This window comes from Nocardiopsis sp. iso_237, assembly GCF_056173345.1.
In genome coordinates, this window is record NZ_CM149669.1 from 3,912,593 (window position 1) to 3,928,396 (window position 15,804).

At 73.3% G+C, this 15,804-nt stretch carries 12 protein-coding genes; 8 read left to right on the forward strand and 4 right to left on the reverse strand.

Annotated features, from left to right (window positions below):
• Positions 1 to 65: 65 nt before the first annotated feature.
• The 7 genes from AC0VYM_RS17965 (at position 66) to AC0VYM_RS17995 (ending at position 10,356) form a co-directional block, all read left to right on the forward strand.
• Complete coding sequence (locus AC0VYM_RS17965) at positions 66 to 1,367, forward strand: alanine racemase (RefSeq protein WP_475453637.1); 1,302 nt, start codon at positions 66 to 68, stop codon at positions 1,365 to 1,367.
• A 151-nt stretch (positions 1,368 to 1,518) separates the two neighbouring features.
• Positions 1,519 to 2,109 carry a GNAT family N-acetyltransferase gene (locus AC0VYM_RS17970; protein WP_475453639.1) on the forward strand — a complete coding sequence of 197 codons (591 nt, stop codon included), beginning with the start codon at positions 1,519 to 1,521 and terminating at the stop codon, positions 2,107 to 2,109.
• Positions 2,110 to 2,287: 178 nt separating this feature from the next.
• Positions 2,288 to 3,835 carry a pyridoxal phosphate-dependent decarboxylase family protein gene (locus AC0VYM_RS17975; RefSeq protein ID WP_475453641.1) on the forward strand — a complete coding sequence of 516 codons (1,548 nt, stop codon included), beginning with the start codon at positions 2,288 to 2,290 and terminating at the stop codon, positions 3,833 to 3,835.
• Positions 3,832 to 5,151, forward strand: a complete 1,320-nt coding sequence (locus AC0VYM_RS17980; protein ID WP_475453642.1) for a lysine N(6)-hydroxylase/L-ornithine N(5)-oxygenase family protein — start codon at positions 3,832 to 3,834, stop codon at positions 5,149 to 5,151. Before AC0VYM_RS17975 ends, AC0VYM_RS17980 begins: the two co-directional genes overlap by 4 nt.
• Before the next feature lie 47 nt (positions 5,152 to 5,198).
• Positions 5,199 to 7,019 (forward strand): IucA/IucC family protein, encoded by a 1,821-nt coding sequence (locus AC0VYM_RS17985; protein ID WP_475453643.1) that lies wholly within the window; start codon positions 5,199 to 5,201, stop codon positions 7,017 to 7,019.
• 26 nt (positions 7,020 to 7,045) lie between these two features.
• Positions 7,046 to 8,932 (forward strand): IucA/IucC family protein, encoded by a 1,887-nt coding sequence (locus AC0VYM_RS17990; protein WP_475453645.1) that lies wholly within the window; start codon positions 7,046 to 7,048, stop codon positions 8,930 to 8,932.
• Positions 8,929 to 10,356, forward strand: a complete 1,428-nt coding sequence (locus AC0VYM_RS17995) for a glutamine synthetase family protein (protein ID WP_475453647.1) — start codon at positions 8,929 to 8,931, stop codon at positions 10,354 to 10,356. The genes AC0VYM_RS17990 and AC0VYM_RS17995 overlap by 4 nt, the downstream gene beginning before the upstream one ends.
• A gap of 56 nt (positions 10,357 to 10,412) precedes the next feature.
• On the opposite strand, the gene AC0VYM_RS18000 is transcribed toward AC0VYM_RS17995, so the two are convergent.
• Positions 10,413 to 10,976, reverse strand: a complete 564-nt coding sequence (locus AC0VYM_RS18000) for a dihydrofolate reductase family protein (protein WP_475453649.1) — start codon at positions 10,974 to 10,976, stop codon at positions 10,413 to 10,415.
• A gap of 245 nt (positions 10,977 to 11,221) precedes the next feature.
• On the opposite strand from AC0VYM_RS18000, the gene AC0VYM_RS18005 reads away from it, so the two are divergent.
• Positions 11,222 to 11,839, forward strand: coding sequence for a Uma2 family endonuclease (locus tag AC0VYM_RS18005; RefSeq protein ID WP_049579036.1), 618 nt, complete (start codon positions 11,222 to 11,224; stop codon positions 11,837 to 11,839).
• Between the two features lie 60 nt (positions 11,840 to 11,899).
• Here AC0VYM_RS18005 and menD read toward each other — a convergent pair whose 3' ends face one another.
• The 3 genes from menD to menB form a co-directional block, all read right to left on the reverse strand.
• The gene (gene menD / locus AC0VYM_RS18010) at positions 11,900 to 13,618 is read right to left on the reverse strand and encodes a 2-succinyl-5-enolpyruvyl-6-hydroxy-3-cyclohexene-1-carboxylic-acid synthase (RefSeq protein WP_475453651.1); all 1,719 of its coding nucleotides are present in this window, start codon (positions 13,616 to 13,618) and stop codon (positions 11,900 to 11,902) included.
• Positions 13,619 to 13,803: 185 nt separating this feature from the next.
• Complete coding sequence (locus tag AC0VYM_RS18015) at positions 13,804 to 14,790, reverse strand: o-succinylbenzoate synthase (protein WP_475453653.1); 987 nt, start codon at positions 14,788 to 14,790, stop codon at positions 13,804 to 13,806.
• Positions 14,787 to 15,626: a 1,4-dihydroxy-2-naphthoyl-CoA synthase gene (gene menB / locus AC0VYM_RS18020; protein ID WP_475453655.1), complete on the reverse strand. Its 840-nt coding sequence runs from the start codon at positions 15,624 to 15,626 to the stop codon at positions 14,787 to 14,789. Before menB ends, AC0VYM_RS18015 begins: the two co-directional genes overlap by 4 nt.
• Positions 15,627 to 15,804 lie beyond the last annotated feature (178 nt).

Sequence of the window (15,804 nt, forward strand, 5' to 3'; positions counted from 1 at the left end):
CCTTTCCCTGCCCTGACCCGCGCACGCTCCGTGCGCGGACCCTGACACGCCGAAAGGGCACCACCATGGAACCGCCCCGCTCCTTCGAGCACACCCCCGCCCTGTCCCCCGACGCCCTCCCGGAGGCGGTCCGCGTGGCCGCCCTGGAACTGGCCGACTCCCCCGGTTCCGGGTACGTCTACGACCCCGCTCTGGCCGCCGACCGGGTGCGGACCCTGCGCGCGGCCCTGCCGGAGTGGGCCCGGGTGTACTTCGCGGTCAAGTCCAACGGGTTCGCCCCGGTGCTCTCCCACCTGTCCGAGGCCGTGGACGGCTTCGAGGCGGCGTCGTTGAGCGAGGCCCGCACGGCGCTGGCGGCACTGCGCGAACGTGACCGGCGCGAAGGAGTCGGCGGGGGCGCCGAGCCCGGCGAGCGGATCGCGGTGAGCGGTCCGGGCAAGACCCCGGAGATGCTGTCGGGTCTGGCCCGGCTGCGGGCCGAGCGGGGCGCCGACGTGGTGGTCAACGTCGAGAGTGAACTGGAGCTGCGCCGGGCCGCCGCCGCTGCCCGGGCGGCGGACGTCGTGCTCCCGGTCACCCTGCGCGTGAACCCCGAGCGGGTACCGGTGAGCGGGTCCCTGGTGATGGGCGGGGCGCCGAGCCCCTTCGGGCTGCCGGAGCCCCGTGTACCGGAGGCGGTGGCGGCCGCTATGTCCCTGCCCGAGCTGGACCTGGTGGGGTTCCACGTCCACGCGGTGAGCGGCAACACCGACGCCGTGGCACACGCCGCCTACGTGCTCTGGTGCCTGGAGTGGGCGGCGGAGACGGCCAGGCGGCACGGCGTGGACCTGCGCGTGGTGGACGTGGGCGGCGGGCTCGGCGTTCCCTTCGAGGAGGGTGACGGCGAGTTCGACCTCACCGCTTTGGGCGCCGCCCTGGCCGCGCTGCCCGACCCGGGTGTGGAGGTGGTGTTCGAGCCCGGCCGATGGATCGCGGCGCCGACCGGCTGGTACGCGGCGCGGGTGACCGACGTGAAGTCGGCCTACGGCGAGCACTTCGCGGTGGTGCGCGGCGGCATCAACCAGTTCCAGCTGCCCACCTCCTGGGAGATCAGGCACAACTTCGCGGTCGTGGAGGGCGGGGACTGGCCCCGGGACCTGCCGCGCCCCGGTGTGGAGGGGGTCTCGGTGACGGTCTCGGGCGAGCTGTGCACGCCGGAGGACGTGCTGGCCAGGGACGTGCGCGTGGGTGCGCTGCGCGCGGGTGACGTGCTGGTCTTCCCCAACGCGGGCGCCTACGGCCACGAGTTCGCGATGCCCGCGTTCCTGGCGCATCCGGGGGCTCCGAGGCGGACCGTCGACACCCGCCGGACCCGCCCGCAAACGTGAACTTGAGCACTCCATCCGGGCATTGACTTGATTAGGTTAGCCTGCCCTAATTGAACCCGGCCACATCACGTAACCGCAACACCACAGTCGCTCCGGCGACACACCTCACTCCCCCGCGGCACCCCGAGGACCCGACGAAGGAACGCCCCCGATGCCCGTGACACCCGCTCCCACGGCCGAACCAGCACCGGACGTCCAGTGGCACCTGGAGAACCTCCGGGGCCACGACGTCCAGGCCGACCCGCAACCCTGGGTCGAGGCCTACGAGACGGTCTACGCCGCCTCACTGCACCTGCCCGACCACCGGGACCCCACCTTCGGGGAACGCCTCGCGTTCAGCGCCTCCCGGCCGGGCTTCCGCCTCACGGCCTGCCGGGTCGACGGCGAGCTGGCCGGATTCGCCTACGGGTACACCCTCCCCGCCACCACCGGCTGGTGGGACGGGTTCGAGCCCCGGCCCGGCGTCGACGCCGAGGAGACCGCCCGGGAGCACCCCGGCCGTACCCTCGCCCTGTGCGAGGTCCTGGTCCACGACCGGTTCCGCGGCCGAGGTGTGGCCCGCCGGGCCCTGACCCTGCTGATGGGAGGCCGCCGGGAGGAGCGGGCCGCCGCACTGGTGGCCGAGGGCAACACCCGCGCCCTGGAACTCTTCCTCGCCAACGACTGGCGGCACGTGGGCGATGTCGCCCCGCACCCGGGATGGCGCAGGCACCACGGTCTGGTCCTGCCCCTGCGCCCCTGACCGGGAACGCGCTCCGACCCCACCCCACTCGACCCGGCCCGCACCGTCCACCGATGGCGCGCGCCCGACACCGCGGCTCCTCCTCCGAACCGTCCGGCACGGCAGCACCCCGGAACGGCCGCCGCACCCCCACCCGCCCCGCGCGTTCCGCACCCGGACCCACAGGAGCCCGACACCCATGCCCATCACACAGAGTGACACGACTCTGACCATGAGCACCTCCGGTGACAGCGAGACTGACCCGCCCGTTCCCCTCCTCGCCGCACGGCTGGCCGGGGCCCCCGGCGGGCCCGCCACGGTCGCCGCCCTCGTGGGCAGGGCCGCCGAGTCACTGGCCAGCGGCTCCTCCCTCCGAGGCGGCCCGCTGCCCGCGCACGGCCCCGCCGAGGTGGCCGAGCGGGTCCGCGCGGCGCTGGGCCCCCTCCTCCCCGAACCCGACGTCTCCGCCGAGGCCGTGCTGGAACGCCTCACCCACGCCCTGGCCCTCGGCTCCGCCGACCCCGCGCACCCCCACTGCGCGGCGCACCTGCACTGCCCGCCCCTGGCCGTCGCGGTCGCCGCCGACACCGTCGCCTCGATCCTCAACCAGTCCATGGACTCCTGGGACCAGGCACCCGCCGCCACCGCCCTGGAGACCGAGGTGGTGGCCGAGCTGGCCGGACTGGTCGGCTACGACGGGTCCGGCGCCGGTGGCGTGATCACCTCCGGCGGCACCGAGTCCAACCTGACCGCCCTGCTCCTCGCCCGTGACCACGCCCTGCCCGGAGCGGGCCGCCACGGGCTGACCGGGACCTCCGGGACGGCCCGGCCCCGTGTGCTGTGCGGGGAGGTGGCGCACTTCTCCGTGCAGCGCTCCGCCGCCCTCCTCGGGCTGGGCGAGGACTCCGTGGTCACCGTCGAGGTGGACGAACGGCACCGCATGCGGCCCGAGGCACTGCGCGCCGCCCTCGAACGCGTCCGCGCGGACGGCGACACGGCCGTGGCCGTGGTCGCCACCGCCGGCACCACCGACCTGGGCGGCGTCGACCCGCTCGACGCGGTCTCCCGTGTCTGCCGGGAGTCCGGCGTGTGGCTGCACGTGGACGCCGCCTACGGTGGCGGCGCACTGTTCTCCCCGCGTCTGCGCGCCCTGCTCACCGGGATCGCGAACGCCGACTCGGTCAGCCTGGACCTGCACAAGCTCGGCTGGCAGCCGGTGGCCGCCGGAGTGCTCCTCACCCGCGAGCGCGCCCTGTTCGCGCCCCTGTCACGTTCGGTGGACTACCTCAACCCCGCCGACGACGAGGAGGCGGGCTACCCGAGCCTGCTCGGGTACTCGCTGCGCACCACCCGCAGGGCGGACGTCCTCAAGATCGCTGTCACCCTGCGCGCCCTGGGCACCGACGGGCTCGGCCGACTCGTCGAGGCCTGCCACGACCTCGCCCTGGAGACCGCCGCCCTGGTCACGGCCCGTCCCGAGTTCGAACTCCTGGCCACGCCCAGCCTCACCACGGTGGTCTTCCGCTACCGCGCCGGAGAGCACTCGGACACCGTCAACGCGCGCCTGCGCCGCCACCTGCTCGAACGGGGCCGCGCCGTGGTCGGCCGCACGGCCGTGCGCGGACGGGTGTGGCTCAAGCTCACCCTGCTCAACCCCGACACGACCGCCGACGACACCGCCGCGCTGCTCGACGAGGTGGCCAAGGCGGGCGCCGACGAGCGGACCGTCCCCGAGGAGTCCCGTTGACCCACCCGCACGACGGCCCCCGCGTCCACGACCTCGTGGGGGTCGGTCTCGGCCCGTTCAACCTCGCCCTGGCCGCCCTCTCCGACGCGGTCCCCGGGCTGTCCGCGCGCTTCCTGGAGGCCCGCCCGGACTTCTCCTGGCACCCCGGGCTCCTGCTGGAGGGGGCCCGCCTCCAGGTGCCCTTCCTCGCGGACCTGGTGAGCATGGTGGACCCGACCAGCCGGTGGTCGTTCCTTTCCTACCTGCGCGAACACGACCGCCTGTTCCCCTTCTACTTCGCCGAGCACTTCCACGTGCCCAGGCGCGAGTACGACGACTACTGCCGGTGGGTGGCCCGCAGCCTGGACTCCTGCCGTTTCGACGCCGAGGTCACCGCGGTGCGCGCGGAGGACGACGTGTTCACCGTCGAGTACACCCGGGCCGACGGATCCCGTGAGGCCGTGCGCGGACGCGCCCTGGTGCTCGGGATCGGCACCGCCCCGGTGCTGCCCGAACCCCTGCGCGAGCTGGAGGGCGCACGCGTCCTGCACGCCGCCGACTACCTCGACCACACGGCCGCGCTGGCCGGGGCGGGCGACGTGACCGTGATCGGCTCCGGACAGTCGGGCGCCGAGGTCTTCCTCGACCTGCTGCGCTCCCCCGACCACCGCGACACCCGGGTGCGCTGGCTGACCCGCTCGCCCGCCTTCGCCCCCATGGAGTACTCCAAGCTCGGCCTGGAGCACTTCACCCCCGACTACACGGCCTACTTCCACGCCCTGCCGGAGCCGGTACGGGACCGTCTGGTGCCCGAGCAGTGGCAGCTCTACAAGGGCGTCAGCGCCGACACCATCGCGGAGATCCACGACGTGCTCTACGAGCGCGGCATCGGCGGCGGCGAGGTCGGCGCGTCCCTGGCGGCCCAGTGCGAGCTCGTCGGCGCCCGCGCCGAGGGGGACGGCTACGAACTGCGCTTCCGCCACCGTGAGCAGGGGCGCGCGTTCACCGTGCGCACCGACGCCGTGGTGGCCGCCTCGGGGTACGTCCAGCGGGCACCCGCATTCCTCGCGCCCGTGGCCAAGTTCCTGCGCACGGACGCGCGGGGGCGCCACGTGGTCGGCCCCGACCACCGACTGGAGACCGACCCCGCGCTGTCCGCCCCCGTTCACGTGCAGAACGCCGAGCTGCACACCCACGGCGTCGGCTCCCCGGACCTGGGGCTGGGTGCCTGGAGGGCCGCCACCATCCTCAACAGCCTCACCGGACGCACCGTGTACCGGCTCCCCGAGCGCACTGCCTACCAGACCTTCGGCGTGCCGGGCGAGGAGCGCCGGTGACCAGCCAGTCCACCACACCGACCGACCACCGGACGGAAGGGAACCCCTTGACCCAGACCGCACCCGCCACCACCGATCCCTCGGACCCCGCCACCACCGACGCCGAGACCTGGCGCCGGGCCGGGCGGCGCCTGCTCGCCCACATGGTCAGTGAGATGGCCTACGAGGAGATGGTGGTTCCCGAGGCCGCGTCCAACACCGTCCCCGGATCCTCCCCCTCCTGGACACTGGCCGTGGACGGCGGCGTCTCCTACGGCTTCACCGCGCGCCGGGGCGGGTTCGGTTCCTGGCACGTCGACCCCGACTCGCTGGTCCGACGCACCCGGGAGGGCGAGGAGCCCGCCTGGGACCCCTCCCTGTTCGTCACCGACGCGCAGGCCACCGTGGGCCTGCCCGGCGACTCCCTGGCCGAGGTGGTCCGCGACCTCCTGGCCACGCACGCGGCCGACGCCCGGCTGATCTCCTCCGCCCTCGGCGCCGCCGATCTCGCGGACCTCCCGTACGAGGACCTGGAGGGACACCAGACCGGCCACCCCTGCATCTTCGTCAACAAGGGCCGCCTGGGGTTCTCCGCGGCCGACGCCGCCCGCTACACCCCCGAGGCCCGGGGCGCGTTCCACCTCGTGTGGATCGCGGTCCACCCCGACCTCGGGGGCTTCCAGTCCATGGCCGACACCGAACGGCACGGCCTGCTCGCACGCGAACTCGACGAGGACCAGCGCTCCGGGTTCGCGGCGGCCGTGCGGGCGCGCGGCGGCGACCCGGACGCCTTCCTCTGGATGCCGGTCCACCCCTTCCAGTGGGACGAGGTGGTCGCCCCGCTGTTCGCCTCCGAGATCGCCCTCGGCCGGGTGGTGCGGCTCGGCCTGAGCCGGGACCGCTACCGCCCCTTCCAGTCCATCCGCACCCTGATGAACCTGGACCGGCCCGACCGCCTCAACGTCAAGGTGCCGCTGATGATCCGCAACACCCTGGTGTGGCGCGGACTCTCGGGGACCCAGACCGGGTGCGCCCCGCACACCAGCACCTGGTTGCGCTCGCTCGCCGAGCGCGACCCGTACTTCACCGAGACCGGGGTGATCATGCTCGCGGAGCGCGCCTCAGTGACCGTCCCCCACCCCGTGTTCGATCAGATGCCGCAAGCGCCCTACCGCTTCCACGAACTCCTGGGCACGATCTGGCGCGAGCCGATCCACGGCCACCTCGCCCCCGGGGAGCGGGCCCGCACCATGGCCTGTCTGCTCCTGGAGGGCTCCGACGGGCGGGCGCTGGTGACCGAGCTGGTCGAGCGCTCGGGGCTGGAGCCGCAGGTGTGGCTGGAGCGGTTCCTGGGAGCGCTGTTCCCACCGGTCCTGCACTACCTGCACCGCTACGGGGCCTCGTTCACCCCGCACGGCGAGAACGTCGTGCTGGTCTTCGACAGCGCCGAGACCCCCGTACGCGTCGCCCTGAAGGACTTCGGCTCCGACGTCGAACTCCTCCCCTTCGACCTGCCCGAGTACGCCGAGATCCCCGCCCACGTGCGCTCGGACCTGCACCGGTGGAAGCCCGAGGAGCTGGCCCATTCGGTGCTGTCCGCGATCTGCGCCGGCCACCTGCGGTTCCTCGCCGACATCGTCGAACGCCAGCTGGGCGTACCCGGGGAACAGCTGTGGCGGCTCGCCCGCGAGCAGGTCCTCGCCTACCAGGAGCGCTTCCCCGAACTGGCCGACCGCTTCGCGATGTTCGACCTCCTCGCGCCCAGGGTCGGCCGGGTCGCCCTCAACCGCGAACAGCTGATGGGCGGCGGCTTCCACGAGCGCGCCGAACGCGACGCCGAGTTCGACGTCATGCACGGGCTGGTCGACAACCCCCTCGCCCAGCCGTGACCACCACCAGCCCGGAGAACCCGCCTATGCCCACCCAGAACCCGACCCGTGCCCAGGCTCCGGCCCGGCCCCGGGACCCGGCCGCCTCCCCGGACCCGCTTCCGGTCCCCCCTGAGCTCACCGCCGAACACTGGGACCGCGCCAGCGACCGCCTGGCCGCCAAGATGCTCGCGGAACTCTGCTTCGAGTACGCCCTGCGCCCCGAACCCGAGGGCCCTGCTCGGTGGCGGGCCCGCGTGCACCCCGGCGCCGCCTACGTGTTCGAGGGGCGGCGCACCACCATGGACGGCTGGCGGGTCCGTCCCGGCACCGCCGAGCGCGAGGCCGCCGACGGCACACGGACCGCCGCAGGGCCCTTCACCCTCCTGCGCGACCTCGGCGCGGCCGGGATCGTCGACCCGGCCGTGGAGGCGTTCACCGTCGGGGAGCTCACCGCCACCCTCAGCGGGGACGCCCGCCTGGCCTCCTCCCGCACCACCAGCGCCGCGCTGGCCGAGCTCCCCCACGCCGAACTGGAGGGGCACCAGACCGGACACCCGTGGATCTTCGCCAACAAGGGCCGGGTCGGCTTCTCCGCTCGGGACCGCGCCCTGTTCCCTCCCGAGGCCCGGCGGCCCGCGCGGATGCCCTGGATCGCCGTGCACCGCTCCCTGGCCGAGCACCACGGTGTCCCGGGCCTGGACCAGGAGGCCCTGCGCGCGCGTGAGCTGGGGCCCGAGCTGACCTCCGCGTTCACCGACCGCCTGGAGCGGGCCCTGCGGGGCTCCGGGTCCGCCGCGACGGAGTTCGTGTGGCTTCCGGTCCACCCCTGGCAGTGGGACGAGGTGGTCGTGCCGCTGTTCGCCGCCGAGATCGCCCACCGCCTCGTCGTGCCGCTGGGTGAGGCGGACGACGACTACCTGCCGCAGCAGTCCATCCGCACCTTCACCAACCTGGGCCGTCCCGACCGGCTCAACGTCAAGCTGTCGCTGGCCATCCTCAACACGATGGTCTACCGGGGCATCCCCACCGAGCTGTGCCGGGCCGCGCCCGCCAGCACCGGGTGGGTGCACGCCCTGCGCGACCGCGACCCCTTCCTCTCCGAGCGCTGCCGCGTGGTGCTGCCCGGCGAGGTCGCGGCGGTGGCCGTGCGCCACCCCGTGCTGGAGGAGATCCCCGACGCCCCCTACCGGCACCGCCAGCTGTTGGGCGCCCTGTGGCGCGAACCGGTCACCGAACGGCTCGACCCGGGTGAGCGCGCCCGTACCCTGGCCGCGCTGTTGCACGTGGACGGCGAGGGGCGGGCCCTCGTCACCGAACTCGTGGAGCGCTCCGGCCTGGGAGCCGAGGAGTGGCTGCGCGCGCTCTTCGCGGCCCTCCTGCCGCCGATCCTGCACCTGCTCTACCGGTACGGGCTGGCCTTCAACCCGCACGGGGAGAACGCGATCGTGGTCCACGACGGGCACGACCGCCCGGTCCGGCTCGCGGTCAAGGACTTCGTGGACGACATGAAGCTCCTGGACACCGACCTGCCCGAGTACGCGGACCTGCCCGGGGAGACCCTGGGCGTGCTCATGCGCTTCGACGCCCGGGAGCTCACCTCCTCGGTCGCGAAGTCCCTGTTCGTCGGCCACTTCCGCTACCTCGCGCCACTGGTCCAGGAGCACCTGGACGTGCCGGAGGAGCGGTTCTGGGACCTGGTGCGCGCGGAGGTCACCCGCTACCAGGAGGAGTTCCCCGAGCTGGCCGCGCGCTTCGCGATGTTCGACCTGCTCGCGCCCGAGTACGAGCGCGTGTGCCTGAACCGGGAGCGCCTGCTGGGCGACGGCTACCACGACCGGGCCGAACGCGACGCGGAGTTCCACCTGGACGCGCCGCCCGTTCCCAACCCGCTGTACCGAGCCCCCGGGACCAGCACCGGGGAGGCCCGGTGAACCCGCTCGTCGGCGGCGGACTGCCGCCCCTGACCGAGACCCTGCCGCCCTCCCCACCGCCGCCGCCCTTCCCGGTGCCCCTCGACCGCCTGCGCGCCGACGTGGAGTCGGGCGCGATCACCGACGTGATCGTGGCCCTGCCCGACCTCCAGGGCCGGGTGCAGGGCAGCCGGATCAACCCCCGGGACTTCCTCTCCCGGACCCTGGAGACCGGCTTCGACGCCTGCCAGTACCTGCTCGCCACGGACGTCGAGATGGAGGCGCGCCCCGGCTACGCCGTCGACCCCTGGGACGGAGGGCTCGGCGACCTCTCCGTGCTGCCCGACCCCGGCACCCTGCGCTACCTGCCCTGGGACCCGGGCACGGCCCTGGTCCTCGGGGACGCCCGCGACGCCGAGGGCACCCCGGTTCCGGTGGCGCCCCGGCAGGTGCTGCGCACCCAGCTGGACCGCCTCTCCGAGCGCGGCTGGCACGCCCTGGCCGGGACGGAGCTGGAGTTCCTGGTGTTCCGCGACTCCTACCAGGAGGCCTTCGAGGCCGACTACCGGAACCTGACCACCGCCACCCGGTTCAACTCCGACTACGCGGTGCCCGAGGTCACCGAGATCGACCCGCTCATGCGGCGCATCCGCACCGCCATGGAGCGCACCGGGATGACCGTGGAGTCGGCCCGGGGCGAGTGCCACCCCGGCCAGTACGAGATCGTCTTCCGCTACGACGACGCCCTGCGCACCTGCGACAACCACGTCGTGTACAAGGCGGGGGCCCGGGCGCTGGCGACGCAGGCCGGGGTCGCGCTGACCTTCATGGCCAAGTACGACGGCGGCGAGGGCAACTCCTGCCACGTGCACCTGTCGCTGCGCGACGGGACCGGTCACCCGGTCTTCGCCGACGACGGCGCGGGCCGGTACGGGATGTCCAAGCACATGGAGCACTTCGTGGCCGGGCAGCTGGCCTGCGCCCGCGACTTCGCCCTGCTGTACGCGCCCAACGTCAACTCGTACAAGCGCCTGTCACCGCAGGCCTACGCGCCGAACACCGTCACCTGGGGTCTGGACAACCGCACCTGCCCGGTGCGGGTGATCGGATCGGGCGAGTCCGCGCGGATCGAGTTCCGGGTGCCGGGCGGGGACGCCAACCCCCACCTGACCGTGGCGGGCATCGTCGCGGCGGGCCTGTACGGGATCGACCAGGCACTGCCCCTGCCCGAACCCACGCGGGGGGACGCCTCAGCCAGCGGCGCCGCCCGCCTGCCCGCCTCCCTGGAGGAGGCCGTCCTGGCCTGGGAGGACAGCGAGATCGCCCGGTCCTGCTTCGGCCCTGAGGTGGTGCGCAACCAGGCGGCGGCGGGCCGCGCCGAACTCGCGGCCTTCTCCGCCACCGTCACCGACCTCGAACGCCGCCGCCACTTCGAGCGCGGCTAGGCACGGGCGCCCCGCCGGACCGATCCGGCGGGGCGTCGGTCCCTCCGCTCACGCGGTCAGCGTGCCACGCGGTAGCGGAGGTAGACGATCCCCCCACCGACGGTGCGGGACTCGACGAGCCGGAGATCCCTCCGGCGCTCGCCCCGGGGAAAGAACGGGATGCCGCCGCCCACCAGCACCGGGTACACCCGGAGCCGGAACTCGTCGATCAGGCCCAGATCGGCCACCTGGGCTGCCAGGGTCGCGCCGCCGACGGCGATGTCGCCCTCCCCCGGACCGGCCCTCAGCCGTGCGATCTCCTCCGCCGGACCGACGGACGCCAGACGGGTGTTGCCCCGTACCTCGGACAGCGTGGAGGAGAACACCACCTTCGGGAGCGCCCGCCAGATCTCGGCGAACTCGACCGTCGAGTGGTCGTGTGCCGGGTTCTGGTCGACGGTCTCCCAGTAGGCCATCGTCTCGTAGAGGCGTCGTCCCAGCAGGTAGACGCCGACCCGGCGCACCTCGTCGGTGGCGAGGGCGAAGACCTCCTCGTCCGGTACCGACCAGTCGAAGGAGCCGTCCGGCCCGACGATGTAGCCGTCCAACGACACACCCATCGAATAGACCACGTCGCGCATCGCGCCCTCCCTCGTGACGGTCCCGACAGTATGACCGTCGAACCCCGCGGAACCCGTCACGACGCGCGCCGACCTCGACACCGCCCCCCGGGGGGACTCGGGCGTGTCCTCGGACCCGTGGTCGACCGGCGACCCCGGGTTCTGGTGCATGCTCTGGGTAGGAACAATCGCGAAAAGCGACACCAGGGACAGCGGGGATGGCTACGGTGAGCGACAAGAACGATCCGACGACCGAAGGCAGTCACATGTCCGCTCCGACAGTGGCCGAGCAACAAGCGCCAGAGTTCGAGGACACCGTGGTCCTCCCCATGCCGCCGCAGGACGGCTTCACCGCTGACGACCTCGACCGTATCCCGGATCTTCCGCCGCACACCGAACTCATCGACGGAAACCTGGTACTGGTGAGCCCCCAGAAGCTGTTCCACATGCTCGTCCTCGAACTCCTCGGAGACGCACTCAAGGTCAACGTGTCCGCGGGGCTGCGGGTCGCGAGGGAGTTCACCATCAGACTCTCCGAACGGCAGCGGCCGGAGCCGGACCTGATGCTGGTCCGTACGGACGCGTTCCAGAAACTGGAACAGACCTGGTTCCCGCCGGAGGCGGTGGAGCTGGCGGTCGAGGTGGTCTCCAAGGAGTCGGAGGTACGGGACCGTGAACGCAAGCCCGAGCTCTACGCGCGGGCCGGTGTGCGCTTCTACTGGCGCGTCGAGCAGGACGGGAACGACGCGGTGGTCTACGAGTACGAGAAGGACCCCGCCAGCCCGTCGGGCGACTACGGCAGGCCGACCATCCACCGGAAGTCCCTCAGGACCTCCGTTCCGCTGAAGTTGGAGTTCGACCTGACGAACATCCTGGACCGCTGACCCGTCACACGGAGGGGGAGGCACGGTGCTCCGTGCCTCCCCCTTCGCGCGCCGCTCCCGCTAGGACAGGGCGCCGAGTGCGTGGTCCACGGCGTCCTGGATACGACGCCGCAGGGCCGCGCTGCCCGCTCTGGTCGTGCGGACCTCCACCATCCGCAGACCCTCTCCGAGGAGGGCCTTGGGCAGGTCGGTGGCCCACTCCACCCGGGTGTACGGCAGGTCCGCCACGGCCGCCACCCGCTCCATGGAGACGCCGTGCGGGGTGCCGAACACCCGCTCGAAGTCGGGGTGGCCCGCCTGTTCCAGGCCCGAGAAGATGCCGCCGCCGTCGTTGTTGACGACGATGACCACGAGGTCGGGGCGGGGCTCGCCCGGGCCGATGATCAGGCCGTTCTGGTCGTGCAGCATCGCGAGGTCGCCCAGCAGGGCGTAGGCCTGGCCCTCGCCCTCCTTCTGGTGGGCCAGGGCCGCGCCGATCGCCGTGGACACCGTCCCGTCGATCCCGCTCACACCACGGTTGCCGACCAGGCGCACCCCGCAGCGGGCGCCCATGGTGGCGTCGAGATCCCGGATGGGCATGCTCGCACCGGCGAACAGCAGCGAACCCGCGGACAGCTGCGAGACGAGGTCGCGGGCCAGGCGCGGCTCGGACAGGGTCTCCTCCGCGTCCAGCACCCCGTCGACGGCCTCGCGGGCGACCGCCTCGGCGCGCTCCCACGAGCGCGACCATTCGGTGCGGCGCGGGTGCGCCCAGTCCAGGCCGGCGGGCGGGGCCACGGCCGCGACCACGTCGGTGGCGGTGCGCGCGGGGTCGGAGAAGTCGTCGGCCAGGCTCGCCGCCGGGTCGCCCAGCGATCCGGCCGTGACCACCACGTGGCGGTCGGCGCGGCGCAGGAACGCCAGGACCTGGCGGGACAGGTTGGGCCGCCCCACGCTCACGACCAGCTCGGGGGTGTGCTCCTCGGAGAACCCCGGCGAGGCCAGCAGCTGCCGGTAGGTGGAGACCGCGCCCGCCCGGCGCGCGTTGGAGGTGGGTTCGGCCAGCAGGGGCCAGCCGGTCACCTCGGACAGGGCCAGGAAGGGAACGGGGTCGTAGTCGCCGTCCCCGCACACGATCACGCCGCGCTCCACGTCCGGCAGGACCAGCGGCGCGGGTTCGGTGAACGGGCCGGGACGCGAGATCCACGGGCGGCCGTCCGGGCGGCCGTCCAGGGGCGCCGTCCAGGTCGGGGCGGCGGAGGGCTCGTCCGGGGTGAGCGGGTCGCGGAAGGCCACGTTGAGGTGGACGGGGCCGGGGCGGCCTCCGGTCGCCGACGCCCAGGCCCGACAGGACAGGGAGCGCCAGTAGGCCACCATGCCCGGGGCCGGGTCGGGGGTGCCGACCTCCGCGAACATGCGCACGGCACCGCCGTACAGGCCGATCTGGTCCACCGTCTGGTTGGCGCCGGTGCCGCGCAGCTCCGGGGGCCGGTCCGCGGTGAGCACGAGCAGCGGGACCCCGCTCTCGTCCGCCTCCAGCACCGCCGGGTGGAAGTTGGCTGCCGCGGTGCCGGAGGTGCACACCACCGCCACCGGGCGGCGTGACGCGCGGGCCAGGCCGAGGGCGAGGAAGGAGGCCGAACGCTCGTCCACACGCACGTGGACCCGGATGCCGGGGTGGGCGACCAGGGCCAGCGCCAAGGGCGTCGAGCGCGATCCGGGAGCGACGACGGCCTCGACCATCCCGCAGCGGGCCAGTTCGTCGACGAGGACCCGAGCCAGGGCGGTAGACGGATTCATCAGAGTCTTTCGTTCGTCAAGGTATGTACCAGTATCCCCGTGCGGTGCGACCCGGTCGAACGGGCCCGGACCTTCCAGTGAACCCCGTTCGGTTCCGAAGGGCGAGCGAAACCGGCTGTGATCTCCTGCCCACAGGCGTCGGACGCACGTCACCCGGGACACCGGTCACCGCGCCCCGTCGGTGGTCAGGACGGGTCGGAGGGGGTCCGTCCCGCCGCCTCGGCGGCCTCGGCCCGTGCGCGCCAGGCACCCGGATCGATCTCGACCGCCGCCAGCGCCGCCTCGTCCACCACGGCCGGACGGACCGGGAGGAACCCGTCCACGGGCAGCAGCGGCTCGGCGGTGACGTCGGCGTTCAGCATCTGCATGGTCGCCAGCCCGCAGGCGTAGGGGAGCTCGGGCAGGCAGGCGGCCAGGGCCACCCCCGCGGCCAGGCCCACCGACGTCTCCACGGCGCTGGACACCACCACCGGAAGCCCACAGGCCTCCGCCACCCTCAGCGCGGCGCGGACGCCGCCTAGGGGCTGCACCTTGAGGACGACGATGTCCGCCGCCTCGGAGGCGCGCACGCGAAGCGGGTCCTCCGCACGGCGGACGGACTCGTCGGCGGCCACCGGCACGTCGACCCGGCGGCGGACGGCCGCCAGCTCGTCCAGGGTCGCGGAGGGCTGCTCCACGTACTCCAGGTCGAACCGGTCCAGCTCGCGGGTCATCCGCACGGCGGTGTCCACGTCCCAGGCACCGTTGGCGTCCACCCGCACCCGGCCGGTGGGGCCGATCGCGGAGCGGACCGCCTCGACCCTGGCCACGTCCTCGCGCCAGTCCTGGCCCTTCTCCGCGACCTTGACCTTGGCCGTGGCGCAACCGCCCGCCGAAACGATCGCGGCGGCGCGTTCGGGGTCCACGGCGGGCACGGTCACGTTGACGGCGACCCGGTCGCGCACGGGCTCCGGCCAGCCGCGGTGGGCCGCCTCATGGCAGGCGGCCCACCAGCGGGAGGCCTCGCGCGGCCCGTACTCCGCGAAGGGCGAGAACTCGCCCCACCCGGCGGGGCCGCGCACCAGCATTCCCTCACGGACCGTGATGCCCCGGAAGCGGTTGCGCAGGCCGATGGCGAAGGCCCGCCCCCCGGCGGCGGTCACCGCCGGGGCAGGCTCCGAGGCGCCGGTCACGGGCGACGCGGGAACTTGTCGAACTCCGGACGGCGCTTCTCCTTGAAGGCGTCCCGACCCTCCTGGGCCTCTTCGCTCATGTAGTAGAGCATCGTGGCGTCACCGGCGAACTGCTGCATCCCGGCGGCGCCGTCGCTCACGGCGTTGATGGCGCCCTTGAGCATGCGCAGCGCCAGCGGGGACTTGTCCAGCATCTCGCGGGCCCAGGAGACGGTCTCCTTCTCCAGGTCCGCCAGCGGCACGACGGTGTTGACCATGCCCATGTCCAGCGCCTCCTGGGCGCTGTACTGGCGGCACAGGTACCAGATCTCGCGGGCCTTCTTCAGACCGACGGTCTCCGCGAGCAGCCAGGCGCCGTAGCCGCCGTCGAAGGAGCCGACCTTGGGGCCGGTCTGGCCGAACTTGGCGTTGTCGGCGGCGATGGTGAGGTCGCAGCAGACCTGGAGGACGTTGCCGCCGCCGATGGACCACCCGGCGACCATGCAGATCACGGGCTTGGGCAGGCGGCGGATCTGCACCTGGAGGTCGAGCACGTTGAGGCGGCCGATGCCCTGCTGGGCCACGGCGTCGTCGCCGATGTAGCCGTCGTCGCCACGGATCTTCTGGTCGCCGCCGGAGCAGAACGCCTGGTCACCGGCGCCGGTGAAGATGATCACGCCGACGCTGGAGTCGTCCCGGGCGATGCCGAACGCCGTCTGGAGCTCGAAGAGCGTCTGGGGGCGGAACGCGTTGTGCCGCTCGGGGCGGTTGATCGTGATCTTGGCGATGCCCTCCGCGGTCTCGTAGATGATGTCGGAATACTCGCCCGACCGCTGCCAGTCGATCACGCTGCTCACGGCTTCTGCTTCTCCTCACGGGGATGGGGACGGTGTGGGCGCGGCCGGGGTGGCCGTCGCGCCCAGACGTCAACCCTACGCATTGTGCCAGGCGAGCCGGGACGGGCAGGCACGCACCCGGCGCCCGGCCCCGCCGGACGCCCCCTCTCCCGGTCGGGCGTACGCTGGAGCACCGTGG

What these genes read in the sequence shown, in the direction of transcription:
- AC0VYM_RS17965 (WP_475453637.1), top strand. Translation starts at nt 66, where the DNA reads ATGGAACCGCCCCGCTCCTTCGAGCACACCCCCGCCCTGTCCCCCGAC.
- AC0VYM_RS17970 (WP_475453639.1), top strand. Translation starts at nt 1,519, where the DNA reads ATGCCCGTGACACCCGCTCCCACGGCCGAACCAGCACCGGACGTCCAG.
- AC0VYM_RS17975 (WP_475453641.1), top strand. Translation starts at nt 2,288, where the DNA reads ATGCCCATCACACAGAGTGACACGACTCTGACCATGAGCACCTCCGGT.
- AC0VYM_RS17990 (WP_475453645.1), top strand. Translation starts at nt 7,046, where the DNA reads ATGCCCACCCAGAACCCGACCCGTGCCCAGGCTCCGGCCCGGCCCCGG.
- AC0VYM_RS18000 (WP_475453649.1), bottom strand. Translation starts at nt 10,976, where the DNA reads ATGCGCGACGTGGTCTATTCGATGGGTGTGTCGTTGGACGGCTACATC.
- AC0VYM_RS18005 (WP_049579036.1), top strand. Translation starts at nt 11,222, where the DNA reads ATGTCCGCTCCGACAGTGGCCGAGCAACAAGCGCCAGAGTTCGAGGAC.
- menD (WP_475453651.1), bottom strand. Translation starts at nt 13,618, where the DNA reads ATGAATCCGTCTACCGCCCTGGCTCGGGTCCTCGTCGACGAACTGGCC.